Origin of the sequence: Aeromicrobium sp. UC242_57 (genome assembly GCF_044452305.1) — a bacterium.
Classification (GTDB): Bacteria; Actinomycetota; Actinomycetes; order Propionibacteriales; family Nocardioidaceae; genus Aeromicrobium.
The window spans coordinates 1,573,971-1,600,019 of the sequence record NZ_JBIOAM010000003.1; the positions used below are offsets into that span (position 1 = coordinate 1,573,971).

The following is a 26,049-nucleotide window of genomic DNA, read 5'->3' on the forward strand; positions in this document are numbered from 1 at the left end:
CTACCGCGCTGCTGGCCCAGCAAGCTCCTGCTCACCCGATGGTGAGCACCATCGCCTAGCGCGACCGCAGCGGAGCTGTTGCCAGCTCGGCCAGACCCTGCTCCGGACCGATCTCGGCCTCGAATCCGAGGCCGACCTTCGCTGCCTCCGGCGAGGCGACGACGTGGCGGACGTCGAACGCCCGGTAGTCACCGGTCAGGACCGGTGCGTGTCCTCCTGCCGACGCAGCCAGGGTCGAGGCCATCTGACCGATCGTGAACGTCGTCCCGGAGGCGACGTTGTACGGCGTCAGCCCGATCGGATGGTCCGCGACCTGCTCGATGGCCAGGACGTTGGCGCGGGCGACGTCACGGACGTGCACGAAGTCGCGCACCTGCTGCCCGTCCTCGAAGACGCGGGGCGCCTCGCCGCGGGCGATCGCGGAGCGAAAGATCGCCGCCACACCGGCATAGGGCGTGTCGGCAGGCATGCCGGGTCCGTAGACGTTGTGGTACCGCAACGCGATGGTCCGAGCGCCCTCCAACGTGCACCACGCTGAGGCGTAGTGCTCCTGGGCGATCTTCGACGCGGCATAGCCGTGCGGGGCAGGAACGGAGCGTCTTCGTTGATCCGTCGCCACTCGATGTCCCCGTCGCAGACCGGGCAGCGTGGATCGAAACGGCCGGCTGCCAGGTCGTTATCGTGGCGCACGGCCGGAGGCACGTCTCCATGTGCCGGACACGTGAAACGACCGTCGCCGTAGACCACCATCGACGACGCCAGCACGAGATCCTTGATCCCGGCCCGGGCCATCGCGGCGAGGAGCCTGGCCGTCCCCGCGTCATTGTGCTCGGCGTAGTCGGGTAGATCCTGCGAGTCCACACCGTTGCCGACCATCGCCGCTTGGTGGCACACGACGTCGATTCCCTCGAGGACGCCGTCGAGGCCGTCGTGACGCAGGTCCAGCTCCCGCAAAGCCCGCGGGGTGCGGGCCGGGGACCGTGAGCCTTGTCGAGAAACATGTCGAGCGGCACGATCTCGTGGCCACGCTCTCGTGCTGCCTCGCCGATGTGGGTTCCGATGAATCCGGCGGCCCCTGTCAGCAGAATCCTCATCGTGCAGTCCCCGTCATGGTCCGAGCATGTCAGTCCGAGCATGTCAGAAGGACCCACTGCGCGTCAGACGACGTCCAAGACCCAGCGGCTCAAACTATTCTCGACGGATTTCCTGCTGCGATGCCAGGGCAGATCGAGTCCTCAGCCGACTGCAGGACCTGGGCCGACCAATCACCGCCCCCGCCCGTCGCGAAGTACAGGTAAGTCCCCAGAACCTCACCAGCACGAACAATCTCAAGGACGTGGACCGCACGAGCTCCATCACCGCTAGCAAGAAGATGTTCGCAGGAATCGCCCTCGCGGCCGTGGCGGCACTGCCGCTCGCCGCTTGCTCGTCGTCCGACTCGGCCGGATCGTCCTCCTCGGAGAACAAGACATCGGTCGCCAAGCCCGTCGCTCGCATCAACGCCCTCTCCGGAGACTCCACGGCGATCGCCCTCGACACCGGGTTCACCGACGCGCTCGGCACGCTGGGCCTCGAGCCCGGCGTGGTCGGCGACGCAGAGCTGACGGACGGCTCGCTGATCTTCCCGATCACGGGCGGCAACGTGACGTACTTCAAGCCCGGCACGGCCAAGCCCTACGTCATCGGCCAGATCCAGCACGAAGGGTCGGGCCTGTCCCTGAAGGCCGGCGACACGACCGTCAGCTGACCAACTTCAACGTCGACCCCGGCATCTCGCGCGTCTACGGTGACGTCTCGGTCAATGGAAAGAAGGTCGTCGACTCCGCATTCTTGTTCCAGCTGCCAGGCGCCACCCTGAAGCCGCTTCAGACCGAGGGTGACACCGCGATCCTCGAAGGCACGAAGGTGTTCATCAGCCCGGTCGCCGCAAGCCTGCTGAACGACACGTTCAAGACAGACGCAGTCACCGACGCACTGCTGGTCGGCGTCGCCAAGATCACGGTCAACACCACGCCTGCCAGCTGATCTGGCCCCTCGCCTTGGCAGCGAGCAGCAAGACGGCGGGTGCCCATGATGGGCGCCCGCCGTCGTGCGCGTTCACACGACGCAGGCGCCCCAGAGCGTCCGCCGTCCAACCGGGTGGCAGGTCCATGCCGTCGAGGGCTGACGCGCAGGCGCAGTCGGCGCTCGTCACCCAGCTGGCCGATGACGTCGGCCAGTGCCGTCTTGAGCTCGCCGGTGTGCGCGGCAAAGACCTCGAAGACCGCATCCATGCTGACGGACGAGGCCTGGTCGACGCCTGCGTCGTGGTCGGTCACCAGCGCAACGGTCGCGTAGCAGAGCGCAAGCTCACGGGCCAGGACGGCTTCGGGGTGGCCCGTCATGTTGACGACGGCCCACCCCTGCTCGGCGTACCAGACAGACTCGGCGCGTGTCGAGAACCGCGGGCCCTCGATCACGACCATCGTCCCGCCGTCGACCGGAGCCTGTTCGCGGAGTCCACTCAGCAGGTGGCCCCGCAGCCTGGAGCAGTACGGATCGGCGAACGAGACGTGACACGCGCCCTCGTCGAAGAAGGTCTGGACCCGACCAGACGTCCGATCGACCAGCTGATCTGGAACCAGGAAGGTTCCGGGGCCGTAGGCGACTTGGAGCCCACCGACTGCACAAGGAGCCAGCACCTGCCGCACCCCGAGGCTGCGCAGCGCCCACATGTTCGCTCGGTACGGGACCTGGTGCGCAGGAAAGTCGTGCTGCTTCCCGTGACGCGGGCGAGAAGGCGACCGTGCGGCCACCAACCGTTCCGATCGAGATCGGCGCCGAGGGTGTGCCGTACGGTGTCGAGACCTCGACCTCGCGCGGATTCTCCAGGAATGTGTAGAAGCCCGACCCGCCGATGACGGCGACATCCGGGCGAGGCATCTCGCTCATGTCTCGAGCATGCCAGAGCAGTGAGGAAGCACAGCCTCAGCCCGCGGCCGGAATGGACGACACCTATACTTCTCGGGTGACTGAGCCGGCTCCAGAGGTACTTGCCGTCGAGGTCGTCGATCTCGTCATGCAGTACGGCACGACCACTGCCGTCAACGGACTCAACCTCACGGTCGAGCCCGGGACGGTCACGGCGATCCTCGGTCCCAACGGTGCCGGAAGACCACGACGATCGAGACGTGCGAAGGATTTCGCACCCCGCACAGCGGCAGCGTCCGCGTGCTGGGCCTCGATCCTGTCGCCGACGGCCACCTGCTGCGTCCCCGCGTGGGCGTCATGCTGCAGTCCGGCGGTGCCTGGTCGGGCGCCCGGTCGTACGAGATGCTGCGCCACATCGCCTCGCTGCACGCGCACCCGCTCGATGTCGACGTGTTGATCGAACGCCTCGGCATGGGGTCGTACGGCAAGACGCCCTACCGTCGCCTCTCGGGCGGACAGCAGCAGCGACTCAGCCTCGCGATGGCGGTCGTGGGACGCCCCGAGCTGCTGTTCCTCGACGAGCCCACCGCAGGCCTCGACCCGGCGGCGCGCCGGTCGACGTGGGAGCTCATCGCCGAGCTGCGCGACAGCGGGGTCACGACCGTGCTGACGACCCACTTCATGGACGAGGCCGAGGCGCTGTCCGACCTGATCCACATCGTCGACGCCGGCCAGGTCATCGCCTCCGGCACGCCCGCCCAGCTGGCCTCGTCCGGCGCCAAGAACACCGTACGGTTCACCGCACAGGCCGGCCTCGACATCGCGAACCTGATGCTGGCGCTGCCGCACGACACCAAGGTCGACGAGGTCAACCCCGGGGCGTACGTCATCGCCGGTGAGGTCGACCCCGCCCTGCTCGCGACCCTGGCCGCCTGGTGCGCCAACCAGGGGGTTCTGACCGAGTCGCTGCTTGTCGAGCGGCAGACCCTCGAAGACCGGTTCCTCGAGCTGACCGGAAAGGCGTTGCGATGACCTCCCTCGACCTGACGCCCCGCCCCGGTGCCGCGCCCCGCGTCTCGATGCTGCGGGCACAGACCGCCATGGAGCTTGCGGCTCCAGACCCGCAACGCCGAGCAGGTGCTGCTCACGATGGTCATCCCGCTGGTCCTGCTGGTGCTCGGCGCCAAGGCCAGCTCGGTCGTCGACCTGGGCCCCGGCCGCACGATCGACATCATCACCCCCGGCATCCTGGCGCTCGCCGTGCTGTCGACGTCGTTCACGTCGCTGGCCATCGCGACCGGGTTCGAGCGGCGCTACGGCATCATCAAGCGACTCGGCGCCTCTCCCCTGCCGCGCTGGGGACTGCTGTTCGGCAAGATCGGCGCCGTCGTGATCGTCGAGATCGTGCAGCTGGCGATCTTGTCCGGCGTCGGCTTCGCCCTCGGCTCGGGAGCCCCACGGCGGTCTGACGGCAGTGGTCCAGTTCCTGCTGATGATCGTGCTCGGCACAGCCGCCTTCGGCTCCCTCGGACTCCTGATCGCCGGCACGCTCCGCGCCGAGGCGACCCTCGCCGTAGCCAACCTGGTCTATGTCCTGCTGCTGATCGGCGGCGGACTCCTGGTGCCGTTGAGCCGCTACCCCGAGGCTGCCAGCCACGTGCTGGAGTTCTTGCCGTCCGGCGCGCTCGGACAGGGTCTGCGCGACACTTTCGCGGGCCACGGACCTTCCGCCTTCTCCACCGTCGTCCTGCTGATCTGGACCGTGTGCGCGAGCCTCATGGTCTCGAGAACTTTCAAATGGGAATAGCCGCATGGGTATAGATCTGGGTCTCAAGCGTGCCGACGGCAAGACCGTCGAACGGTGGGCGTGGGCGGCCGTCGTCGCCAACACCGTCATCATCCTGACCGGCGGCCTGGTGCGACTGACCGGTTCTGGTCTCGGCTGCCCGACCTGGCCCAAGTGCACCGACGAGTCGTTCGTGCCGCACAGCGAGCTCGGCCTGCACGGCCTGATCGAGTTCGGCAACCGGATGCTGACCTACGTGCTGATCGCGGTCGTCGTCGCGACGTTCGTGGCGGTGTGGCGCTGGTCGGGCACGAGCCGTGGCTTGCGGCGGCTCGCAGCACTCATCGCACTGGGCGTGCCGTTCCAGGGCGTCATCGGCGGCATCACGGTGCTGACCGACCTGAACCCGTGGATCGTCGCGCTGCACCTGATCTTGTCGCTGGTGCTGGTGTCGGCCTCGGTGCTGCTGCTGGTGCGCGTGCGCGGCGGCGCCACGACGGCCTACCCCCAGCGCACCCGCCAGCTCGTCGTGCTGACCTACGTCGTGCTGTGGATCGCGATCTACCTGGGCACGATCGTCACGGGCAGCGGCCCACATGCGGGCGATGACGACGCCCGCCGCAACGGGCTCGACCCGCAGGTCATGAGCCACGTCCACGCCTTCAGCGTCTACGCCCTCGTGGGACTGACCCTGCTGTGCTGCTGGGTGCTGCGCCACACCGCGGCACGGACCATCGCGATCGCGCTGCTCGTCGCCGAGCTGGCCCAGGGCGTCGTCGGCTTCGTGCAGTACTTCACCGATCTGCCGATCGCCCTGGTCACGGTCCACCTGTTCGGCGCAGCGCTGCTCGCCGGAGTCGGCACCCGCCTGCTCATCGAGATCGTAAGCAGCCGGTCGTCGGCCGGCACCAGCACGCCGGCGGACGTGTCGGCGTGACCGACGGCCACCTCAGCGACGCCGACCTGGCGGTCTCCTTGGTGCAGGCGGCCGGGCGTCTGGCCGCCGACATGCGTGCCGACGGGCTCGACGTCGCGCACAAGACGTCGGTGTCCGATGTCGTGACGGCGGCCGACCACGCTGCCGAACGGCTCGCCACCGAGGCACTGCGTCAGGCTCGGCCCGCTGACGGCATCCTCGGCGAGGAAGGCGCGTCGCACGCCGGCACCAGCGGCCGCACCTGGGTCATCGACCCGGTCGACGGCACCTACAACTTTGCCTCCGGGCTCGCCTACTGGTGCAGCGCCTTGGCCCTGCGTGACGCCGACGGAGTCGTGCTGCGGGCGCAGTGCACCAGCCGGTCGGCGGCGAGACCTGGGTCGGCGGACGTGAGCATCCCACGACGCTGGACGGCCAGCCGGTCGCGCGCCTCGCCGATCAGCCGTTGGACCAGGTCAGTCTCGCCACGTACGTGCATCCCACGACGCTGGCTGATCCCGACGTGCTGGAGCCCTGGCTGGCCATGGTCGGCGGCGTCGCCACTCCCCGGTTGCTCGGCTCCGGGTCGATGGACATGTCGAGCGTCGCCACGGGCCGGATCGGGGTCTGGGCGCAGCACTCGGTGCCGGCCTGGGACTGGCTTCCCGGTCAGGCGCTCGTCGAGGGCGCAGGCGGACGCACCGAGGTCGTCGAGCACCGCGGCCACCGCTGGCACCTCGCCGGCAATCACCAGTCGGTCGACGAGCTGCTCAAGCGCCTCCTCACCTCCTGAGTTCCGCGAGTGCTGGTTGGTGGACGTTCTAGGACGGCGTGTCGGTCCGAACCGCACCACTCGCGGGCTGAAATGCACCACTCGCGATGATCAGAGCCAGCGATCGGCGTCGATCGCGTAGACCCAGCGCCGTCCGGGCCACTCGGTCAACGACCACAGCTGGCGCCGCTGCGGCAGGTACGTGATGTCTTCGGCACCCGTCGGCAGCACACCCCGGTGCCGGGTGAAGGCACCCGGAGAGCCGACCCACAGGTCGCCCGGCAAGCCCTCGCCATTGCTCGACGTCACGACCCACTGGCCGTCGGCGACGACGGCGCCCTGCATGCGGGCAATTTGACGGTCGTGCAGATCAGTCGGCACCGACCGACCCTGGTCGTCGCTGCGCAGCAACCCCCGTCGCCGGGTCGATCGCATAGCTGATGAGCCGGTGGCTGCCACCCTTGCGCCCGTACTCCCCCGCCACCAGGTGATCCTCGGTGCCGCGACGATCAAGCGACATGAACGAGTAGGTCAACGGGCCTGCCCCGTCGTCGTGCTCGGCGGTGTAGACCGTGAGCTGCGGCAGGACGTAGCGGTAGCCGCCGGTGCGCAGCCGGTTGCGGACCTTGGTGAGGTCGTCGAGCCGGAAGACCCGGATCCCGGCCGAGCCGCCGGCCACGAACAGGTAATCGCCGTACCAGACGATCCCGCCGGCGTGCACCTTGACGCGGCGCAGGCGGGACAGCCGCAGACGTCCACGAGGCTCGACCAGCAGGACGTGCCGGTAGCGCGGCGGTGCGTCGTCGTGCCAGTCGATCACCGAGATGCGTGCACCGAGGCGTCGCCCGATCCAGCCACGGCCGTACCAGTCGTCATCACGACGTCATGGCCCTCGAACATCCCCGCCGGTCGGCTCGGGGCCGTACGCATCGGACGACGTCGTGATGCCCTGCGGGAACCAACGAGTCGTGTCGCGATCGGTCGGGTCCCAGGAAATCCCGTACGTCGCTGCCTCCGCCGGGACCTCGACATGCTGGGCCGAGCGGTTGAGATCGGCCAGCAGTCCGCGCAGGCCGACCCGCCGCGATCCTGGCGGCAACGGCGCCCGCTGCGCACCGGCCACGAGCCGGAACGGCGGAGCGGCCCGCACCATCCGACGGCATCCTTCGGCGTCGACACCGTCCTGCAGCTCGAAGCCAGCCGCCTCGTAGACCCGGATCGCCGCCTGGTTGCCGTCCATGACCCGCAGCGAGAGCGGCCGCCCGGCGCTCCAGGCGATGACCGCGGCGATGAGCTGACGTCCGATGCCGCGGCCTCGGCCCTGCGGCGCAACCCACATCGACGTCAGCTCGTGTGCTCCGTCGACGACTCGGCCGCTGACCATCCCGACAGGCTCCTCGCCGTCGTAGGCGATGAAGCAGGCCGTGTCGGCCAGCAGGGCGCGCCACCGTTCTTCGGTGTCGTCGGCCCCCGACCACAGCTGCGTCGAGGCCGAGAAGGCAGCGCGATCTTCGACGAGGGAGCGCCGGCGCAGCAGACGCCAGTCGGCCCACTGGTCAGGACCGACGTGACGGATCACCTCAGGTGCGCCCTAGCGCAGGAACGGATCGATCGCGGCGGCCACGAACAGCAGCGCAAGATAGGCGTTGGAGTAGTGGAACAACCGCATCGGCTTGATGACCGAGAGCTCTTCGGTGTCCTGCGCACGGGTCTTGAGGTCGTAGGCCTCGACCATGAACACGATGCCGAGGACGATCGCGACCGAGGGATAGAACCAGCCGGTGCCGGCGACCGGCCACAGCACCAACGAGGTGGCGAGCATCGCCCAGCTGTAGAGGACGATCTGACGGCCGACCTCGGCCGCCGGGGCGACCGACGGCAGCATCGGGACATCGGCTGCGGCGTAGTCCTCGCGGTAGCGCATCGCGAGCGCCCAGGTGTGCGGCGGCGTCCAGAAGAACACGACTGCGAACAAGACGAACGGCGCCCAGGCCAGCCACCGGTGACTGCGGTCCAGCCGATCAACGCAGGGAAACAACCAGCCGCGCCGCCCCAGACGATGTTCTGGCTCGTGCGGCGCTTGAGGATCATCGTGTAGATGAAGACGTAGAAGGCGTTCGCGGTCAGCGACAGGCCGGCGGAGAGCCAGTTGACGTAGTAGCCGAGAACCAGCGTCGACACGACGCCCAGGACCAGGCCGAAGATCAGCGCGTTGCGGGTGGGGATCTGATGACGCGCGAGCGGCCGACGCGAGGTGCGGCGCATCTTCTGGTCGATGTCGGCGTCGACGACGCAGTTGAGCGCATTGGCGCTGCCCGCAGACAGTGCACCGCCCACGAACGTCGCGATGACGAGCCAGAACGGTGGGACACCCTGCTGTGCCAGGAACATCACCGGCACGGTCGTCAACAGCAGCAAGCTCGATGATCCGCGGCTTGGTCAAGGCGACATAGGCCTTGACGATCTGGCTGAAGGGTGGCGATGTGGGTACGTCAGCAGTAGCGGCTGTCTTCACATCAACGGCGGTCACGTTCGCCATTCTAATGGACGCGAGTAGGCTCGGCATGACGGCCTACGCCGCTCGTCAACGACATAACTCGCACCACGATCAGGAGCCACCGCTGTGACGTCCGGAACCCCAGCCCTCGAGTGGACCGACCTTGACAAGAAGGCCGTCGACACGGTCCGTCTCCTGGCCGCCGACGCCGTGCAGAAGGTCGGCAACGGCCACCCCGGCACGGCCATGAGCCTGGCCCCCGTCGCCTACCTCCACTACCAGAAGCTCATGCGTCACGATCCCAGCGATCCGCACTGGATCGGCCGCGACCGGTTCGTCCTGTCGTGCGGTCACTCGAGCCTGACGCAGTACATCCAGCTGTTCCTGGCGGGCTACCCGATGACGCTCGACGACCTGAAGAGCCTGCGCACGTGGGGCAGCCAGACTCCGGGTCACCCCGAGTACGGTCACACCCCCGGCGTCGAGGTCACGACCGGCCCGTTGGGCCAGGGCGTCGCCAACGCGGTCGGCATGGCGATGGCGGCCCGACGCGACGCGCGGCCTGCTCGACCCGACCCCGGCTGCCGGTGAGAGCCCGTTCGACCACCGCGTGTTCGTCATCGCGTCCGACGGCGACCTCCAGGAGGGCGTGTCGGCCGAGGCATCCTCGCTGGCCGGACACCAGAAGCTCGGCAACCTCACGGTGCTGTGGGACGACAACAAGATATCGATCGAGGACGACACCGACATCGCCTTCACCGAAGACGTCGCAGCGCGCTACGAGGCGTACGGCTGGCACGTCCAGACCGTCGACTGGACCAACGGCGGCACCGGTTACGAAGAAGACGTCCAGGCCCTGTGGGACGCCTACCAGGCCGCCGAGGCCGTCACCGACAAGCCGAGCTTCATCAAGCTGCGCACCATCATCGCCTGGCCCGCGCCGACCGCCCAGAACACCGGCGGATCGCACGGCTCGGCCCTCGGCGACGACGAGATCAAGGCCACCAAGACCTTGCTCGGCTTCGACCCCGAGAAGACGTTCATCGTCGACGACGACGTCATCGCGCACACCCACGGCGCCCGTGACCGCGGCGCCGATGCGCACACCGCGTGGCAGAAGTCGTACGACGCCTGGCGCACCGCCTCGCCCGAAGGGGCCAAGCTGCTCGACCGCCTGTCGACCCGCGCCCTGCCCGACGGTTGGGACGCCGACCTGCCGACGTACGAGGAGAGCTCGAAGGGCGTCGCGACCCGCGTCGCATCGGGTGACTTCCTGTCCGCGGGCAGCTCCCCGGCTGCCGAGCTGTGGGGCGGTTCAGCCGACCTTGCCGGCTCGAACAACACGACCCCAAAGGGCGAGCCGTCCTTCATCCCGGCCGAGCACTCGACTGCGAAGTTCCAGGGCGACCAGTACGGTCGTGTGCTGCACTTCGGCATCCGCGAGCACGCCATGGGCGCGATCATGAACGGCATGTCGCAGCACGGCCTGACCCGCCCCTACGGCGGGACGTTCCTGGTCTTCAGCGACTACATGCGCCCCTCGGTGCGCCTGGCCGCCCTGCAGGGGCTGCCCGTCACCTACGTGTGGACGCACGACTCGATCGGCCTCGGCGAGGACGGACCGACCCACCAGCCGGTCGAGCACGTCGCCTCGCTGCGTGCGATCCCCGGCCTCGACGTCATCCGACCGGCCGACGCCAACGAGACCATCGCCGCCTGGCGCAAGATCCTGGCGACGACCGATCGTCCCGCGGCCCTCGCACTGAGCCGGCAGAACCTGCCGACGTTCCGCGGGGCACCGACGGCTGGGCGACTGCCGATCTCGTCGAGAAGGGCGCCTACGTCCTGCTCGACACCGAGGGCACGCCCGACGTCATCCTGGTCGCGACCGGCTCCGAGGTGCAGCTGGCCGTCGCCGCACGCGAGCAGTCGCCGCCGAAGGCATCGCCGCGCGGGTCGTGTCGATGCCGTCACGTGAGTGGTTCGAGCAGCAGGACGCCGACTACCGCGACAGCGTCATCCCCCCGGCGCTGCGAGCACGTGTGTCGGTCGAGGCCGGCATCTCGCTGGGCTGGCGCGACGTGGTCGGCGACGCCGGCCGCACCGTGAGCCTCGAGCACTTCGGCGCCTCAGCCGACTACCAGACGTTGTACGACAAGTTCGGCATCACCGCCGAGGCCGTCGTCGCAGCTGCCAAGGACTCGATCGCCGCAGCAGCCGGCGAGCCAGTCGCCCCCTTCCATGCCCGGCCGGCAGGACCTGTCATCCCGGACATCTCGCACTGACGAACGCAAGACTGATCCTCACGAAGGAGCACTCATGAACGACCGTCTCAAGGCTCTCGCTGACGCGGGAGTATCCATCTGGCTCGACGACCTGTCCCGCGAACGGATCGAGTCGGGCAACCTCGCCCAGCTCATCGCCGAGTCGGGCGTCGTGGGTGTCACGACCAATCCCTCGATCTTCGCCGCGGCGCTCGCCAAGGGCGAGAAGTACGCACCGCAGGTCAAGGAGCTCAAGGAGTCCGGCGCCGACGTCGCGACGACCGTGTTCGAGCTCACCACGACCGACGTGCAGAACGGCTGCGACATCCTCAAGCCGGTCTTCGACGCCACCAACGGCGTCGACGGACGGGTCTCGATCGAGGTCGACCCCGATCTCGCCCGCGACACCGAGGGCACGATCGCACTCGCCCACCGGTTGTGGGAGCGCGTCAGCCGGCCCAACCTGCTGATCAAGATCCCGGCGACCGTCGAGGGCCTGCCGGCCATCACGGCAGCGATCGCTGAGGGCATCAGCGTCAACGTCACGCTGATCTTCTCGCTCGAGCGCTACCGCGGTGTCATGGACGCCTACCTGGCCGGGCTCGAGCAGGCGGCCGCCGCTGGCCGCGACCTGTCGGCGATCCACTCGGTCGCGTCCTTCTTCGTGAGCCGCGTCGACACCGAGGTCGACAAGCGCCTGGGCGACGACAGCCCGTTGCGCGGCACGGCAGCGCTGGCCAACGCGCGTCTGGCCTACGAGGCGTACGAGGAGGTCTTCGGCTCCGACCGGTTCGAGGCGCTGGCAGCCCAGGGCGCCAACGCGCAGCGGCCGCTGTGGGCGTCCACCGGTGTCAAGGATCCCAACCTGCCCGACACGCTGTACGTCACCGAGCTCGTCGTCGCCAATACCGTCAACACGATGCCTGAGAAGACGCTCGAAGCTGTCGCCGACCACGGCGAGATCATCGGCGACCGGGTCAGCAACACGTACGAGGAGTCCCGCGACGCCATCGCAGCCCTCGAACGGGCGGGGGTCTCCTATGACGACGTCGTCAAGGTGCTCGAGGACGAAGGGCTCGAGAAGTTCGAGACCTCCTGGAACGAGCTCCTCGACACCGTCTCTGCCGAGCTCGACAAGGCCTGAACCCGTGGCTGGTGATCCGCAGAGCATCGAGATCGCGTACAGCGTCCCGTCCCAGTCCGAGCTCGACGACGCATTGCAGCAGGCCATCGACGACCGGGTGGCCTCGCGCATCGCGGCCCGCGACTCGACTCTGTGGGGTCCGGACGCGGAGTCCGAGGCGAGCATCCGGCTGAGCTGGACTCACCTGCCGGAGTCGTCCCGCCCGCTGGTGGCCGAGATCCTCACCTTGCGCGACGAGCTCTTGGCGCAGGGGCTCGACCACGTCGTGCTGTGCGGCATGGGCGGCTCGTCCCTGGCCCCCGAGGTCATCTGCCACACCGCAGGGGTCGAGCTGACGGTGCTCGACTCGTCGCAGCCCGACATGGTCCGCAGCACGCTCGACGACCGTCTCGAGCGGACGGTCGTCGTCGTGTCCAGCAAGTCTGGCGGCACGGTCGAGACCGACAGCCAGCGTCGGGCGTACGAGAAGGCGTTCACCGACGCTGAGATCGACCCGTTGACCCGCATCATCGTGGTCACCGATCCCGACTCACCGCTCGACCAAGAAGCCACCCAGGCCGGCTACCGGGTGTTCCGGGCAGATCCGCACGTCGGCGGACGCTACTCGGCGATGACGGCCTTCGGGCTCGTTCCCAGCGGACTGGCTGGCGCCGACATCAACGGACTGCTCGCCAGCGCAGCCGACGCGGAGGCCCTGCTGTACTCCGACGACGCCGCCAATCCGGCTCTGCAGCTCGGCGTCCTGATGGGCGTGGCCAACACCCATCAGGTCGACAAGCTCGTGATCGCCGACCAGACCCAGCACGGGGTCGGCGACTGGATCGAGCAGCTCGTCGCCGAGTCGACCGGCAAGAAGGGCCGCGGCGTCCTGCCGGTCGTCGTGCCTTCGGCGCATGCGGTCAACTTCGACCCCAGCACCGCCGACTCGATCCTCGTCTCGCTCGGCACCACCGACGTCCCGCCGGCCCAGTCGGGTTATGCGGCTGGGCTCACCGGCCCGCTCGGCGCCCAGATGCTGCTGTGGGAGATCGCGGTGTCGATCGCCGGTCGCCTGATCGGCATCGACCCATTCGACCAGCCCGATGTCGAGAGCGCCAAGCAGGCAGCACGCGAGCTGCTCAACGGCGGTGGTTCCGTGCCGTCGGCCGACTTCACCGAGGACGACATCGACGTCTACGGTGCTGGCGGCACGCTGGCCAACGCAGTGCGCACGCTGCTCGACCAGATCGATCTCGACCACGGCTACCTCGCGATCCAGGTGTACCTCGACCGGATCGACCACGCCGACTTCGCGGGCGTCCGCGAGATCGCGGCGACCCGCCTCAACCGGCCGGTGACGTTCGGCTGGGGGCCTCGGTTCCTGCACTCGACCGGCCAGTACCACAAGGGCGGCACGCCGAACGGCGTGTTCCTGCAGGTCACGGGCACCCCGCTCGACGATCTCCCCGTGCCGGGACGTGAGTTCACGTTCGGCTCGTTCATCGACTCGCAGGCAGCCGGCGACGCGGCGGTCCTGCAGGAGCACGGCAGACCCGTGCTTCGCCTCCACCTGCACGACATCCCCGCCGGACTCGCCACGATCAGGAGCTTGCTGGCATGACGTCGGCCACCACGAACCCGCTGCGTGACCCGAACGACCGTCGTCTGCCCCGCATCGCCGGGCCGTGCAGCCTGATCATGTTCGGCGTGACCGGCGACCTGGCCAAGAAGAAGCTCATCCCGGCGGTGTACGACCTCGCGAACCGCGGTCTCCTGCCGCCCGGGTTCGCGCTGGTCGGATTCGCCCGCCACGACTTCGGCGACAACACCTTCGCCAAGATGATCAAGCAGGCCGCCAAGGACGGGGCCCGCACCGCCTGGAGCGAGACGGTCTGGAAGCAGCTCGCTGCCGGCATACGCTTCGTCCCCGGTGAGTTCGACGACGACGATGCGTGGGAGCGCCTCGCCGACACCATGGCCGGCTCGACGAGCAGCAGGGCACCGGCGGCAATCACGCCTTCTACCTGTCGATCCCGCCGGGGCTCTTCCCCGTCGTGGTGTCGCAGATCAAGAAGCACGGGCTGGCCGAGTCGGCCAAGGGCTGGCGTCGAGTCGTGATCGAGAAGCCCTTCGGCCACGACCTCGCCTCTGCCGAAGAGCTCAACCGCATCGTGGCCGACGTCTTCGCCCGCGAGTCGGTGTTCCGCATCGACCACTACCTGGGCAAGGAGACGGTCCAGAACATCCTGGCCTTCCGTTTCGCCAACGGCATGTTCGAGCCGATCTGGAACAACCACTACGTCGACCACGTGCAGATCACGATGGCCGAAGACATCGGCATCGGCTCTCGCGCCGGCTACTACGACGGCATCGGCGCTGCCCGCGACGTCATCCAGAACCACCTGCTGCAGCCATGGCCCTCGTCGCGATGGAGGAACCCGTCTCCTTCAACGCCTCGTCCCTGCGCCTGGAGAAGCAGAAGATCCTCGCCAACGCGCGCCCACCGGCACGCATGGACCTGCACACCGCGCAGGCACAGTACGTGGCCGGTTGGGCCGGTGGCGAGAAGGTGCGCGGCTACCTCGAGGAGGACGGCGTCCCCGACGGCTCACGGGCCGAGACCTACGCGGCGATCCGGGTCGACGTGTCGACCCGCCGGTGGGCCGGAGTCCCGTTCTACCTCCGTACCGGCAAGCGGCTCGGCCGCCGGGTCACCGAGGTCGCCGTCGTGTTCAAGCGCGCCCCGCACCAGCCGTTCAGCAAGAACGACGTCGGAAGAGCTCGGACAGAACGCCCTGGTCATGCGGATCCAGCCCGACGAGGGTGTGACGCTGCGGTTCGGCGCCAAGGTGCCCGGCACCACGATGGAGATCCGCGACGTCAACATGGACTTCGCCTACGGCGGTGCCTTCGTCGAGAGCAGCCCCGAGGCGTACGAGCGGTTGATCCTCGACGTCCTCCTCGGCGATCCTCCGCTGTTCCCGCAGCACGAGGAGGTCGAGCTGTCGTGGAAGATCCTCGACCCGGTCATCGCGCACTGGAAGCGTGACAAGGACATCGACACCTACGAGGCCGGCACCTGGGGACCCCCCAGCGCCGACGCCATGATGGCCCACGACGGTCGCGTCTGGAGGCGTCCCTGATGGAGATCGCACTCACCTCGACCAACTCGGCCAAGATCGCTCGCGCACTCGTGAAGGCGCGATCGGCGGCAGGCAGCCCCGCGATGGACATGGTGCTGACGCTGCTCGTCGTGACTGACGACGCCAACGTGGGCCAGGCGCTGCAGACCGCCACGACGTTGTCGCGGGAGCATCCGTCTCGTGTCATCGGCGTCATCCTGGGTGACGGACGCGGCTCGGCCAAGCTCGATGCCAAGGTGCGCGTCGGCGAGAACTCGTCCGGCGAGTCGATCCTGCTGCGCATCTCCGGCGGCTGACCAAGCATGCCGAGTCGGTCGTGCTGCCGTTGCTGCTGCCCGACTCCCCCGTCGTCGTCTGGTGGCCGGGCAAGCCTCCAGCCGTCCCGTCGAAGGACGCCATCGGCAAGCTCGCTCGTCGCCGGCTCACCGACGCCGAGGCGACCGACTCGCCGATCCGTTCGCTCAAGTCGGTGGCCCGTGCCTACGAGCCCGGTGACACCGACCTGTCGTGGACAAGGCTCACCCCGTGGCGCGCTCTCCTGGCCGCAGCTCTTGACCAGACGCCCGGCACGGTGACGAGCGGGACGGTGATCGCAGGGTCAGGAAATCCGGCCGCGACGTTGCTCATCGCCTGGCTCGAGAGCCGGTTGAAGATCAAGATCACGTCCAAGCGCAGCGACACCGACCAGATCGCGTCGGTCGTGCTGTCCACGACCGCAGGCGACGTCCTGATCGAACGCATCGACTCCGTCTCGTGCCACTTCAGCGTTCCCGGATCGTCACCTCGCGAGGTGCCGCTCGGCGCACGGTCGCTCGCCGAGCTGCTGGCCGAAGATCTGCGCCGGCTCGATGCCGATGACATCTACGCGGCCACGATCAAGCACATGCTGGAGGCCTGACATGACGGTCGAGGTCTGGCCCACAGCCGACGAGCTCGCAACCAAGATCGCCGAACGGCTGACCGATCGGATCGCCCAGGTGCAGCAGACCGGCCGCCGGCCGTCCGTCGTGCTGACCGGCGGGGACGATCGCGATCGCCGCCTACCAGCAGATCACCGGTGACGGCGCCGACTGGGCCGACGTCGACTTCTTCTGGGGCGACGAGCGTTTCGTGCCCGCAGGCCACGCCGATCGCAACGACCAGCAGGCCCGCGACGCGTTCCTGACCCGGCTCGACGTGCCGGAGACGAACATCCATGCGATGCCGGCCCACGGCTGCGAGCAGAGCCTGGCCGATGCCGCAGACGAGTACGCCGCCTCACTGCCCGAGGCACCCTTCGACCTGGTCCTGCTGGGGATGGGCCCCGACGGGCACATCGCCTCGCTGTTCCCCGGGTTCGCCCAGCTCGAAGAGACTCAGCGGCGTGCGGTCGAGGTCTTCGACTCCCCCAAGCCGCCGCCGCAACGCATCTCGTTGACCTACCCGGCCCTCAACCACGCTGACAGCGTCTGGCTGCTCGTCTCCGGCGCGGCCAAGGCGGGCGTGGTCGCCGAGGCCCTGAACGGCACCGACAAGGCTCAGATCCCCGCGAGCGGGGTCCATGGCACGGCCGAGACCTTGTGGCTGCTCGACCACGACGCCGCCCAGGAGATCACCGCATGAAGTCTGACGTCGTCAAGCCGACGGCTCTGCCGGCACGATCGTCGCCGATCGGTGGGAGAGCCCGGGTGACCGGGGCACGGTGCTGCTGCTGCACGGTGGCGGACAGACCCGTCACTCGTGGCACCGCAGCGGTGCGCGGTTCGCCCAGGCCGGGTGGACGACCTATGCGCTCGATGCGCGCGGCCACGGTGACAGCTCGTGGGCAGCCGACGGCGACTACGGCATCGACACTCTGGTCGCCGACCTGCTCGAGGTCACGGCACAGCTCGACGCCCAGCCGGTGCTGATCGGCGCATCCCTCGGCGGGATCACCTCGCTCGTCGCGCAAGGAGAGCACCCCGACCTGGCCCGAGCGCTGGTGCTGGTCGACATCGCCACCCGTAGCGAGCCTCAGGGCGTCGAACGGATCATCGGCTTCATGCGCTCTGCGCCTGACGGTTTCGCCTCCCTCGAAGACGTCGCCGATGCCGTCTCGGCCTACAACCCGCACCGGTCGCGCCCGTCGTCGTTGGAGGGTCTGAAGAAGAACGTCCGTCAGGGCCCCGACGGCCGGTGGCGCTGGCACTGGGATCCGGCTTTCCTCGACGGTGGAGACGAGCACAAGCGCCAGGCATCGCAGCGACGGCTCGAGGATGCCGCACAGGCCATTCGCATCCCCTCGCTGCTGGTGCGCGGGCAGCAGTCAGACGTCGTGACAGCCGAAGGAGTCGAGGAGTTCCGTCGACTCATCCCGCACGCGGTCGTCCGCGAGGCCAAGGCCGGCCACATGGTCGCCGGCGACGACAACGACGTCTTTGCCGCGCAGGTCACCGACTTCCTCGACGCCGAGCTCCCCTAGCGGCACCGCCACCCCGCCCCCGGCGTGGTGGATCCGCAACCTTCTGGACCACTTCCGCCCCCCGGCGTGGTGGATCCACAACCTTGTGGGCCCGAATGCGGTTGAAAAACCACCGTGCCGAGGTAATGACGTTGAAAAACCACCGCTCCAGGGCGCGGCGTACCCCAGAACGACGAAGAGCCCGACCCCGCCCCTGCACGGGACGGACGTCAGGCTCTGGGTCGAGCGACCTAGAAGATGATCTCGCCGGACTTGCGCTTGCTGCGCAGGGTGTCGACAGCCTCTTTCAAGATCTCGTCGGCCTCGGTCTCGGAACGACGTTCCTTGACGTACGCCAGATGCGTCTTGTACGGCTCGATCTTCTTGGCCGTCGGACGGTTGTCGGCATCGACACTGGCCGGCATGCCGCAGCGCGGGCAATCCCACGACTCGGGGACCTCTGCCTCGATCGAGAACTGCAGCTCGGTCGTGTGATTGTTGATGCAGAAGAACGTCACGAACTGCCGGGGGGCCGCTTCTCCGCGCTCGGCCTCGCCCATGGGGCCAGAGCCGATGCGGCTGCCCCGGATTGCACCTGCTGCCACTAGTTACTCACCTTCAGGAGCAGACCGAGTGCGAAGATGCACACGACCCAGACGACTGCGATACCGACCGTGATGCGGTCGAGGTTGCGCTCCGCGACGGACGAGCCACCGAGTGAGCTGGAGACACCGCCGCCGAACATGTCGGACAGGCCGCCCCGCGTCCCTTGTGCATGAGGACCAGCACGATCATCAGCAGGCTGCTGATCGCGAGGATAATCGAAAACGTCAGAATCACGTTAGGCCTTCGTTGTCAGGAACCGGAAAGGTCCGGCATGGCATAGAACCGGGAGATCCCGGCGAACTCGTCGGCCTGCAGGCTAGCTCCCGCCGACCAAGGCTCCGTCAACGTCTGACTTCGCCATGATGGCAGCGATGTTAGCCGCTTTGACCGATCCGCCGTAAAGGATACGCGTTGCCGAGGCCACTTCGGTGGACCAGGTCTCCTCGATGCGTCCGCGGATGGCCGCACAGACCTCTTGGGCGTCCTCAGGAGTGGCGACCTCGCCGGTGCCGATAGCCCAGACGGGCTCGTACGCGATGACGACGTCGGCCATCTGCTCGGCCGTCAGTCCGGCGAGCGAACCGTCGATCTGCGCCAGCGTGTACGCGACCTGGTCGCCCGCCTTGCGCACGTCGAGGCCTTCACCGACGCACACGATGGGGCTCATGCCGGCAGCGAGGGTCTTGGACGCCTTGACGTTGACGACCTGATCGCTCTCGGCGTGGTACTCGCGCCGCTCGGAGTGACCGACGACGACGTACGAGCAGCCGAGCTTGGCGAGCATCGCCGCCGAGATCTCGCCGGTGTAGGCGCCGCCGTCGTGCTCGGAGACGTCCTGGGCGCCGTAGCGGATGCCCAGCTTGTCGCCGTCGACGACGGTCTGGATGCTGCGCAGGTCGGTGAACGGCGGGATCACCACGACCTCGGCCTTGTCGTAGTCGTGCTTCTTGTCCTGCAACGTCCAGGCGAGCTTCTGGACCAGCACCACGGCTTCTTGGTGGTTGACGTTGGACTTCCAGTTGCCTGCCATGAGTGGCTTGCGGGTCATGATTCAGCTTCCTTCGTTCAGGATGTCCAGGCCCGGCAGCGTCTTGCCCTCGAGGTACTCGAGGGATGCGCCACCACCGGTGGAGATGTGGCCGAACTGATCGTCGGCGAATCCGAGCTGACGCACGGCAGCAGCCGAGTCGCCGCCGCCGACGACCGACAGGCCGTCGACCTCGGTGAGTGCCTGGGCGACAGCCTTGGTGCCCGCAGCGAACGCTTCCATCTCGAACACGCCCATGGGCCCGTTCCAGAACACGGTCTTGGAGCCACGGATGATCTCGGCGAAGGCGGCACCCGACTCAGGCCCGATGTCGAGGCCCAGCTGGTCGGCCGGCATCGCGTCGGCGGCGACGACAGTCGCCGGCGAGTCGGCGGCAAACTCGGGCGCGACGACGATGTCGGTGGGCAGCACGGCTGCACACCGAGGTCGGCGGCCTGCTTGATGTATCCGCGGGCGATTTCGGCTGGTCGGCCTCGAGCAGCGACTTGCCGACCTCGTGGCCCTGGGCCTTGAGGAAGGTGAAGACCATGCCGCCGCCGATCAGCAGGTTGTCGGCCTTGTCGAGCAGGTTGTCGATGACGCCGAGCTTGTCGGAGACCTTCGAGCCGCCCAGCACGACGGTGTACGGACGGGCCGGCTCCTCGGTGAGGCGCTTGAGCACCGTCACCTCGGCCTCGACGAGTCCGCCGACCGCAGACGGCAGCAGCTTCGCGACGTCGTACACGCTGGCCTGCTTGCGGTGCACGACACCGAATCCGTCGGAGACGAACACGTCGGCCAGCGCCGCGGCTGCGCGGCGAACTCACCGCGGACGGCATCGTCCTTGCTGGTCTCGCCCGCATTGAAGCGGACGTTCTCCAGGACGGCGACCTCGCCGTCCTGGAGGCCTGACGAGACAGCCTGAGCCTCGGCACCCACCGTGTCGGCGGCGAACTGCACGGGCGCACCCAGCAGCTCGCCCAGCCGCACGGCGACGGCGCCGACGAGTAGGCCTCGTTGGGCACGCCGTCGGGCCGACCCAGGTGTGCGGTCACGAGGACGCGCGCACCCGCGTCAGCCAGGTTCTTGATCGTCGGGACGCTCGCACGGATGCGACCGTCGTCGGAGATCGCGTCGCCCTCGAAGGGGACGTTGAGATCGCTGCGGACCAGCACGCGCTTGCCGCGCAGGTCGCCGAGGTCTGAGACTGTCTTCACGTCAGTGGACTCCGCAGCTGAGAGCGACGAGCCGACGTGCGCGACCAGGTCGGCCAGGCGGTTGGAGTAGCCCCACTCGTTGTCGTACCAGGAGACGACCTTGACCTGGTCGCCGATGACCTTGGTCAGACCCGAGTCGAAGATGCTCGACGCGGGGTCGGTGACGATGTCGGAGGAGACGATCGGGTCCTCGGTGTAGACCAGGATGCCCTTCATGGCGCCTTCGGCAGCAGCCTTGATGATCGAGTTGACCTCGTCGACCGTCGTCTCGCGCGAAGCCGTGAAGGTCAGGTCGGTCGCCGAACCGGTCGGGACCGGGACGCGCAGCGCGTAGCCGTCGGCTTGCCCTTCAGCTCGGGCAGCACCAGGCTGACAGCCTTGGCGGCACCCGTCGACGTGGGAACGATGTTGATCGCAGCAGCGCGGGCGCGACGCAGGTCGCCGTGCGGCGCGTCCTGCAGGTTCTGATCCTGCGTGTAGGCGTGGATCGTCGTCATGAGGCCCTTCTCGATGCCGAGCGCGTCGTTGAGCGCCTTGGCCATCGGAGCGAGGCAGTTGGTCGTGCACGAGGCGTTGGAGATCACGGTGTGCGCGGCCGGGTCGTAGAGGTCGTGGTTGACGCCCATGACGATCGTGATGTCTTCGTTCTTGGCCGGCGCCGAGATGATGACCTTCTTGGCACCGCCATCGATGTGCGCCTTGGCCTTGGTGGCGTCGGTGAAGAAGCCGGTCGACTCGACGACGATGTCGACGCCGACGCTGGCCCAGTCGAGCTTGGCCGGGTCGCGCTCTTCGAAGGCGGCGATCTTCTGGTCGCCGACGTAGATGTTGCCCTCGTCGTAGGTGACGTCAGCGTCGAGACGGCCCAGGATCGAGTCGTACTTGAGCAGGTGGGCGAGCGTCTTGTTGTCGGTCAGGTCGTTGACGGCGACAATCTCGATGTCAGCCCCGGCGGCGCGAACCGCACGGAAGAAGTTACGGCCGATTCGGCCAAATCCATTGATGCCTACGCGTACGGTCACGGGAAACAGATCTCCTGCAAGATGGGGTGGCTAGGTGCCCCCACCCTACCGAGAGTGCGTCGCTACCGGCGAGTCACCTCTCGATGTGCGACCGTGTGCGCACCATGAGTTTGTCCACCATCGGCCTCTCGGTCGCGCTTGCCGTCCTCGCGCCGTCGATGCTGCTGGTGTTCTGGCCGCCTCGTCCGGCCGGACCAGCGGGATTCTCTGCGGGAGCGCTGGCCACAGCCCTCGAACGATTCGGTCAGGTCGGTTGCCTCGCCTTGGCGACGATGACAGGACCACAGTCGATCGGCCGAGGTCTCGACGCTGCGTGCGCGATCGGCGTCGTGGCGCTCGTCGCCGGCTATTGGATGCTGTGGCTGCGCTACGTGCGCAGCGGGCGCCGGGTGGCTGTCCTGTTCAGTCCGGTCGCCGGTGTTCCCGTGCCGATGGCGGTGCTTCCGGTGCTGATCTTTGCCGCCCTGGCGATCTGGGCCGAGTCAGCCTGGCTCGCTCTGGCCGTCACGACGCTGGCTGCAGGCCATCTTCCCGACAGCTGGGCCGGGCGCGTCGCGACGAGATGATCGGCGTCAGTCGCTGGCGAGCGTCTCTTCGCCGAGGCTCGACTCGGTGTCGGGCACGCCGAGCTCTTCGGCGCGTTTGTCGGCCATCGCCAGCAAGCGGCGGATGCGTCCGGCGATGGCGTCCTTGGTGAGGGCCGGTTCGTGAAGCTGCCCGAGCTCTTCGAGGCTGGCCTGACGATGCTCGACGCGCAGCGTGCCGGCCATCTTCAGGTGGTCGGGCACCTCGTCGCCGAGGATCTCGAGTGCCCGTTGCGCCCTGGCACCGGCAGCGACGGCCGCGCGGGGCGGAACGACGCAGGTTGGCGTCGTCGAAGTTGGCGAGCCGGTTGGCGGTGGCACGCACCTCACGACGCATGCGCCGTTCTTCCCAGGCGAGCAGCGACGCGTGCGCGCCCAGACGGGTCAGCAGCGCACCGATCGCCTCACCGTCACGGATGACGACTCGGTCGATGCCTCGCACCTCACGCGCCTTGGCGCTGATGCCGACACGACGCGCCGCGCCCACCAGGGCCAATGCGGCCTCGGGGCTGGGGCAGCTGACCTCGAGGGCGGACGAACGTCCGGGCTCAGTCAGCGAGCCGTGCGCGAGGAAGCTGCCGCGCCCAGGCTGCGACCGCGTCGCAGGACGATCCTGAGACGACCTGCGGGGGCAGACCACGGATGGGCCGACCTCCCCCGTCGATCAGACCGGTCTGGCGGGCCAGCGCCTCGCCGTCCTTGGAGACGCGCACGACGTAGTGGGTGTCCTTGCGGATGCCAGCGTTCTGCATCACCAGGATCTCGCTGTCGTGGCCGTAGATCTCGGCGATGTCCTTGCGGAGCCGCCGAGCCGCAGCACCCGTGTCGAGCTCGGCCTCCACCACGATGCGTCCCAGGACGATGTGCAGCCCCCCGGAGAACCTCAGGATCGAGGACACCTCAGCCTTGCGGCAGCATGACTTCGTGATCGTGGTGCTGGCTAGCTCGCCTTCACCTGCGCCGTCATTGCCATGCCACCAAGCCCCATTCCACGGTCAAGATCTGTGCCTTCAGAGAGTGTGTCACTTTACGCCTGCCGCATGACGTGCCCGAATGCGGCTGCGGCTGCGCCGGGTCGTGCTGATCGGATCCGGACGTCGCTGCGAGGTCGGAGACGAACAGCGTCGCACCGAGCGCACGGGCCGTCGACTCCAACGAGCCACGTGCATCGACCTGGCTGCTGTCGGCGATCACGGCATCGAGCCTCAGCTCGGCGCGTGAGCGGCCAGGACCTCGAGGTGGTCGGTCGGGCTGAGCCCTTCGGTCTCGCCGCGCTGCTCGACCAGGTTGAGCACCAAGGCCCGTTTGGCCGGGGTGCGGATCAGGGCGTCGCGCAGCTGCGGGACCAGCAAGGTCGGCATGACGCTCGTGAACCAGGAGCCGGGACCGACCACGACCCAGTCGGCCGCCTCGACTGCGGCCACTGCCTCAGGACAGGCCGGCGGGTCTGCCGGCGACAACCGCACCGACACGACCTGTCCGTCGACCTGGGCGACCTGAACCTGCCCACGGACCACTGTCAGCCGGTCGGGCGCGGCTCTCAGGTGGACGTCGGCCTCGATGTCGAGTGGGACGGCGGCCATCGGCAGGACCCCGTCCTTGGGCGCCCAGCAGGTCGCCGACCAGGTCGAGCCCGGCGACGTGGTCGCCGAGCTGGTCCCAGATGGCGGCGATCAGCAGGTTGCCGACCGCGTGGTTGTGCAAGGGCCCCTCACTGGTGAACCGGTGCTGCAGGACGCCCGCCCAGGTACGGCCCCACTGGTCGTCGCCGCACAGCGCTGCGAGTGCCATCCGCAGATCACCTGGCGGCAGGCCGCCGAGCTCGTCGCGCAGGCGCCCTGAGGAGCCACCGTTGTCGGCGACCGTCACGACGCCGGTCAGCTCGGTGGTCAGCCGTCGCAGGGCGGACAGGCTCGCGGCAAGGCCGTGCCCGCCACCCAGGGAGACGACCTTGAGGTCACCTTCGTAGCGTTCTGGCCGGACAGGCCGCGGTGGACGCGCGATCACTCGCGCCCCAGGTCACGGTGCACGACGAGCGTCTTCACGCCCTGGGCCCGCAGCCGTTCGGCGAATGCCTCAGACATCGCGACACTGCGGTGCCGTCCACCCGTGCAGCCGATCGCGATGGTCAAGAAGTGCTTGTCCTCGCGCAGGTAGCCATCGGTCAGCAGAGCGACGAGCTTCTCGTACTGCTCGAGGAACTCGTCGGCTCGCGGCTGGTTCAGCACGTACTCGCTGACCGGCACGTCGAGGCCGCTGAGCGGTCGCAGGTCGTCGACCCCAGTAGGGATTGGGCAGGAAACGCAGGTCGGCGACCATGTCGGCGTCGATCGGGATGCCGTACTTGAAGCCGAATGACATGACCGATGCCCGCAGGCCGCCCGAGTCGGGCGTCGACGAACGCAGCATGGACGCGCTGGCCGGGCTGGTGGACGTTGAGGTTCGTGGTGTCGACGACGATGTCGGCGCGGCCCCGCAGCCGCCGCAGCAACTCGCGCTCGCGGTCGAAACCGTCCATCAGACGACCTTCGAGGCTCAACGGGTGCGGCCGTCTGGCGGCCTCCTGCCGTCGCACGAGCACCTCGTCGGCGGCTTCGAGGAACAGGATGCGGGTGCTGACACCGCGGTCACGCAGGCCTTCGATCTCGTCGACGATCCCACCGAAGAAGTGGCGCGACCGGGCATCGACGGCCACCGCGGCTTGTCGACGTCGGGCGACTTCTCGATCGCCTCGACGGCGCCGGCCAGGAGGCCTGGGGGCAGGTTGTCGATGACGTAGTAGCCGAGCTTCTCCAGCACCTTGCAGGCCGAACCGCGGCCGGCTCCTGTCATGCCCGTCACGAGCACGAACTGGCTGAGCGTCGTCAACTTTCCTCCACTGTCATGACTCGATGATCTCGCCGGTTGCGGTGTTGATCGCGGGTGCGCTGTCGCCGGTTGCGAGGGCGTCCACGATGGATTGTGCCGTAGTCGCGCCGATCCCGGGGACGGTTGCGATCTCTTCTGCTGTCGCGGCACGCAATTTCTTGATCGAGCCGAACGACTTGAGCACAGCCTTGCGCCTGGTGGGCCCGAGACCGTCGACGGAGTCGAGCACGCTCTCGATCATCGACTTGCTGCGACGACCTCGGTGATGGCTGATCGCGAAGCGGTGAGCCTCGTCGCGCAGCCGCTGGAGCAGGTAGAGCCCCTCGCTGGTGCGGGGAAGGATCACCGGATCTTCGTCCTCGGGCAACCAGACCTCTTCGAGGCGTTTGGCCAGGCCGACCAACGCGATGTCGGTGATGCCGAGCTGCTGCATCGCCTGGTGGGCGGCGGCCACCTGCGGGGGGCCGCCGTCGACGACGACGAGAGCCGGCTTGTAGGCGAACCGTCGGGGCTTGCCGGTCTCGGGATCGATACCCGGGGCCCTCCTCGTCGTTCTCGTCGCGGGCCTTGAGCAGCTGGCTGAACCGTCGGGTGATGACCTCGTGCATCGCCGCGACATCGCTCTGTCCTCGTTGCGGATCGTGAACCGGCGGTACTCGGACTTGCGGGCGAGGCCGTCCTCGAACACGACCATCGACGCGACGGTCTCGGTCGCACCGAGGTTGGAGATGTCGTAGCACTCGATACGCAGCGGTGCGGTCGGCAGGTCGAGCGCTTCTTGGATCTCTTCGAGCGCCAGGCTGCGGGCCGTGAGGTCGGAGGTGCGCTTCATCTTGTGCCGCATCAGCGACTGCTTGGCGTTCTGCTCGACGGTCTCCATGAGCGCCTTCTTGTC

The 26,049-nt window shown here is 68.3% G+C and carries 23 protein-coding genes and 15 pseudogenes; 17 read left to right on the forward strand and 21 right to left on the reverse strand.

All coding sequences use genetic code 11. The features are described from left to right. Positions 1–55: 55 nt before the first annotated feature. The 3 genes and pseudogenes from ACHMWU_RS20515 to ACHMWU_RS20525 all read right to left on the reverse strand — a co-directional run. Positions 56–619 carry an NAD-dependent epimerase/dehydratase family protein gene (locus ACHMWU_RS20515; protein ID WP_396046387.1) on the reverse strand — a complete coding sequence of 188 codons (564 nt, stop codon included), beginning with the start codon at positions 617–619 and terminating at the stop codon, positions 56–58. A 161-nt stretch (positions 620–780) separates the two neighbouring features. After that, positions 781–954 (reverse strand): annotated as a pseudogene (locus ACHMWU_RS20520) (NAD-dependent dehydratase); the annotation flags it as partial. Between the two features lie 77 nt (positions 955–1,031). Beyond that, a pseudogene (locus tag ACHMWU_RS20525) lies at positions 1,032–1,136 on the reverse strand (hypothetical protein); the annotation flags it as partial. A 200-nt stretch (positions 1,137–1,336) separates the two neighbouring features. Here ACHMWU_RS20525 and ACHMWU_RS20530 point away from each other — a divergent pair. Then, positions 1,337–1,747 (forward strand): hypothetical protein, encoded by a 411-nt coding sequence (locus tag ACHMWU_RS20530; protein WP_396046389.1) that lies wholly within the window; start codon positions 1,337–1,339, stop codon positions 1,745–1,747. 118 nt (positions 1,748–1,865) lie between these two features. Here the strand turns inward: ACHMWU_RS20530 and ACHMWU_RS20535 are convergent, their stop codons facing one another. Continuing rightward, positions 1,866–2,714 carry a hypothetical protein gene (locus ACHMWU_RS20535; RefSeq protein WP_396046391.1) on the reverse strand — a complete coding sequence of 283 codons (849 nt, stop codon included), beginning with the start codon at positions 2,712–2,714 and terminating at the stop codon, positions 1,866–1,868. Positions 2,715–3,210: 496 nt separating this feature from the next. On the opposite strand from ACHMWU_RS20535, the gene ACHMWU_RS20540 reads away from it, so the two are divergent. From ACHMWU_RS20540 to ACHMWU_RS20560, 5 genes and pseudogenes are all read left to right on the forward strand, one after another. Next, entirely contained in the window at positions 3,211–3,942 is a 732-nt protein-coding gene (locus ACHMWU_RS20540) for an ABC transporter ATP-binding protein (RefSeq protein ID WP_396046393.1), read from the forward strand. A gap of 75 nt (positions 3,943–4,017) precedes the next feature. After that, complete coding sequence (locus tag ACHMWU_RS20545) at positions 4,018–4,731, forward strand: hypothetical protein (RefSeq protein ID WP_396046395.1); 714 nt, start codon at positions 4,018–4,020, stop codon at positions 4,729–4,731. Continuing rightward, the gene (locus ACHMWU_RS20550) at positions 4,722–5,633 is read left to right on the forward strand and encodes a heme A synthase (RefSeq protein WP_396046397.1); all 912 of its coding nucleotides are present in this window, start codon (positions 4,722–4,724) and stop codon (positions 5,631–5,633) included. Before ACHMWU_RS20545 ends, ACHMWU_RS20550 begins: the two co-directional genes overlap by 10 nt. A gap of 71 nt (positions 5,634–5,704) precedes the next feature. Beyond that, positions 5,705–5,911, forward strand: a pseudogene (locus tag ACHMWU_RS20555) (inositol monophosphatase family protein); the annotation flags it as partial. A gap of 71 nt (positions 5,912–5,982) precedes the next feature. Then, positions 5,983–6,405 carry an inositol monophosphatase family protein gene (locus tag ACHMWU_RS20560; protein WP_396046399.1) on the forward strand — a complete coding sequence of 141 codons (423 nt, stop codon included), beginning with the start codon at positions 5,983–5,985 and terminating at the stop codon, positions 6,403–6,405. Positions 6,406–6,495: 90 nt separating this feature from the next. Here ACHMWU_RS20560 and ACHMWU_RS20565 read toward each other — a convergent pair whose 3' ends face one another. From ACHMWU_RS20565 to ACHMWU_RS20580, 4 genes and pseudogenes are all read right to left on the reverse strand, one after another. Further along, entirely contained in the window at positions 6,496–6,765 is a 270-nt protein-coding gene (locus ACHMWU_RS20565; protein WP_396046401.1) for a hypothetical protein, read from the reverse strand. Next, entirely contained in the window at positions 6,755–7,204 is a 450-nt protein-coding gene (locus ACHMWU_RS20570; protein ID WP_396046403.1) for a hypothetical protein, read from the reverse strand. The genes ACHMWU_RS20565 and ACHMWU_RS20570 overlap by 11 nt, the downstream gene beginning before the upstream one ends. 63 nt (positions 7,205–7,267) lie before the next feature. Beyond that, a complete protein-coding gene (locus tag ACHMWU_RS20575; protein ID WP_396046405.1) occupies positions 7,268–7,963 on the reverse strand; it encodes a GNAT family N-acetyltransferase in 696 nt (231 codons plus the stop codon). Between the two features lie 12 nt (positions 7,964–7,975). Continuing rightward, positions 7,976–8,848, reverse strand: a pseudogene (locus tag ACHMWU_RS20580) (heme o synthase). Positions 8,849–9,007: 159 nt separating this feature from the next. On the opposite strand from ACHMWU_RS20580, the pseudogene tkt reads away from it, so the two are divergent. The 9 genes and pseudogenes from tkt (at position 9,008) to ACHMWU_RS20625 (ending at position 17,851) form a co-directional block, all read left to right on the forward strand. Further along, positions 9,008–11,166, forward strand: a pseudogene (gene tkt / locus ACHMWU_RS20585) (transketolase). A 34-nt stretch (positions 11,167–11,200) separates the two neighbouring features. Continuing rightward, positions 11,201–12,289, forward strand: a complete 1,089-nt coding sequence (gene tal / locus ACHMWU_RS20590; RefSeq protein ID WP_396046407.1) for a transaldolase — start codon at positions 11,201–11,203, stop codon at positions 12,287–12,289. Between the two features lie 4 nt (positions 12,290–12,293). Beyond that, on the forward strand, positions 12,294–13,889 hold the full coding sequence (locus ACHMWU_RS20595) for a glucose-6-phosphate isomerase (protein WP_396046409.1): 1,596 nt from the start codon (positions 12,294–12,296) through the stop codon (positions 13,887–13,889). Positions 13,890–13,966: 77 nt separating this feature from the next. Next, a pseudogene (gene zwf / locus ACHMWU_RS20600) lies at positions 13,967–15,411 on the forward strand (glucose-6-phosphate dehydrogenase). Positions 15,412–15,500: 89 nt separating this feature from the next. Further along, positions 15,501–15,826: pseudogene (locus ACHMWU_RS20605) on the forward strand (glucose-6-phosphate dehydrogenase assembly protein OpcA); the annotation flags it as partial. A 54-nt stretch (positions 15,827–15,880) separates the two neighbouring features. Beyond that, positions 15,881–16,309, forward strand: a complete 429-nt coding sequence (locus ACHMWU_RS20610) for a glucose-6-phosphate dehydrogenase assembly protein OpcA (RefSeq protein WP_396046934.1) — start codon at positions 15,881–15,883, stop codon at positions 16,307–16,309. Position 16,310: 1 nt separating this feature from the next. Next, positions 16,311–16,472 (forward strand): hypothetical protein, encoded by a 162-nt coding sequence (locus ACHMWU_RS20615; RefSeq protein ID WP_396046411.1) that lies wholly within the window; start codon positions 16,311–16,313, stop codon positions 16,470–16,472. Further along, positions 16,462–17,013, forward strand: a complete 552-nt coding sequence (gene pgl / locus ACHMWU_RS20620; protein ID WP_396046936.1) for a 6-phosphogluconolactonase — start codon at positions 16,462–16,464, stop codon at positions 17,011–17,013. The genes ACHMWU_RS20615 and pgl overlap by 11 nt, the downstream gene beginning before the upstream one ends. 79 nt (positions 17,014–17,092) lie before the next feature. Further along, positions 17,093–17,851 carry an alpha/beta fold hydrolase gene (locus ACHMWU_RS20625; RefSeq protein WP_396046413.1) on the forward strand — a complete coding sequence of 253 codons (759 nt, stop codon included), beginning with the start codon at positions 17,093–17,095 and terminating at the stop codon, positions 17,849–17,851. 230 nt (positions 17,852–18,081) lie between these two features. Here ACHMWU_RS20625 and ACHMWU_RS20630 read toward each other — a convergent pair whose 3' ends face one another. From ACHMWU_RS20630 to gap, 5 genes and pseudogenes are all read right to left on the reverse strand, one after another. Next, positions 18,082–18,435, reverse strand: coding sequence for an RNA polymerase-binding protein RbpA (locus tag ACHMWU_RS20630; protein WP_396046415.1), 354 nt, complete (start codon positions 18,433–18,435; stop codon positions 18,082–18,084). Continuing rightward, a pseudogene (gene secG / locus ACHMWU_RS20635) lies at positions 18,435–18,670 on the reverse strand (preprotein translocase subunit SecG). Before secG ends, ACHMWU_RS20630 begins: the two are co-directional and overlap by 1 nt. Before the next feature lie 15 nt (positions 18,671–18,685). Beyond that, positions 18,686–19,484: pseudogene (tpiA, locus tag ACHMWU_RS20640) on the reverse strand (triose-phosphate isomerase). Positions 19,485–19,487: 3 nt separating this feature from the next. Next, positions 19,488–20,680: pseudogene (locus tag ACHMWU_RS20645) on the reverse strand (phosphoglycerate kinase). A gap of 18 nt (positions 20,681–20,698) precedes the next feature. Next, positions 20,699–21,702, reverse strand: a pseudogene (gene gap, locus ACHMWU_RS20650) (type I glyceraldehyde-3-phosphate dehydrogenase); the annotation flags it as partial. A gap of 104 nt (positions 21,703–21,806) precedes the next feature. Here gap and ACHMWU_RS20655 point away from each other — a divergent pair. Further along, positions 21,807–22,268 carry a hypothetical protein gene (locus ACHMWU_RS20655; RefSeq protein WP_396046417.1) on the forward strand — a complete coding sequence of 154 codons (462 nt, stop codon included), beginning with the start codon at positions 21,807–21,809 and terminating at the stop codon, positions 22,266–22,268. Between the two features lie 6 nt (positions 22,269–22,274). Here ACHMWU_RS20655 and whiA read toward each other — a convergent pair. Further along, positions 22,275–23,259 (reverse strand): annotated as a pseudogene (gene whiA, locus ACHMWU_RS20660) (DNA-binding protein WhiA). A gap of 80 nt (positions 23,260–23,339) precedes the next feature. On the opposite strand from whiA, the gene ACHMWU_RS20665 reads away from it, so the two are divergent. Then, positions 23,340–23,507 (forward strand): hypothetical protein, encoded by a 168-nt coding sequence (locus tag ACHMWU_RS20665; protein WP_396046419.1) that lies wholly within the window; start codon positions 23,340–23,342, stop codon positions 23,505–23,507. Here the strand turns inward: ACHMWU_RS20665 and ACHMWU_RS20670 are convergent. The 7 genes and pseudogenes from ACHMWU_RS20670 to ACHMWU_RS20700 all read right to left on the reverse strand — a co-directional run bounded on the left by ACHMWU_RS20670 (position 23,492) and on the right by ACHMWU_RS20700 (position 26,034). Then, the gene (locus ACHMWU_RS20670) at positions 23,492–23,830 is read right to left on the reverse strand and encodes a 2-phospho-L-lactate transferase CofD family protein (protein WP_396046938.1); all 339 of its coding nucleotides are present in this window, start codon (positions 23,828–23,830) and stop codon (positions 23,492–23,494) included. The two genes, ACHMWU_RS20665 and ACHMWU_RS20670, sit on opposite strands and share 16 nt — an antisense overlap. Then, positions 23,715–24,293, reverse strand: a complete 579-nt coding sequence (locus ACHMWU_RS20675) for a 2-phospho-L-lactate transferase CofD family protein (protein WP_396046421.1) — start codon at positions 24,291–24,293, stop codon at positions 23,715–23,717. The genes ACHMWU_RS20670 and ACHMWU_RS20675 overlap by 116 nt, the downstream gene beginning before the upstream one ends. Beyond that, the gene (locus ACHMWU_RS20680; RefSeq protein WP_396046422.1) at positions 24,290–24,532 is read right to left on the reverse strand and encodes a hypothetical protein; all 243 of its coding nucleotides are present in this window, start codon (positions 24,530–24,532) and stop codon (positions 24,290–24,292) included. Before ACHMWU_RS20680 ends, ACHMWU_RS20675 begins: the two co-directional genes overlap by 4 nt. 67 nt (positions 24,533–24,599) lie before the next feature. Next, positions 24,600–24,695, reverse strand: a pseudogene (locus ACHMWU_RS20685) (hypothetical protein); the annotation flags it as partial. 49 nt (positions 24,696–24,744) lie between these two features. Then, positions 24,745–24,981: pseudogene (locus ACHMWU_RS20690) on the reverse strand (RNase adapter RapZ); the annotation flags it as partial. A gap of 80 nt (positions 24,982–25,061) precedes the next feature. Next, positions 25,062–25,118 (reverse strand): annotated as a pseudogene (locus ACHMWU_RS20695) (hypothetical protein); the annotation flags it as partial. Between the two features lie 49 nt (positions 25,119–25,167). Further along, positions 25,168–26,034, reverse strand: coding sequence for a helix-hairpin-helix domain-containing protein (locus ACHMWU_RS20700; protein ID WP_396046940.1), 867 nt, complete (start codon positions 26,032–26,034; stop codon positions 25,168–25,170). Positions 26,035–26,049: the final 15 nt, after the last annotated feature.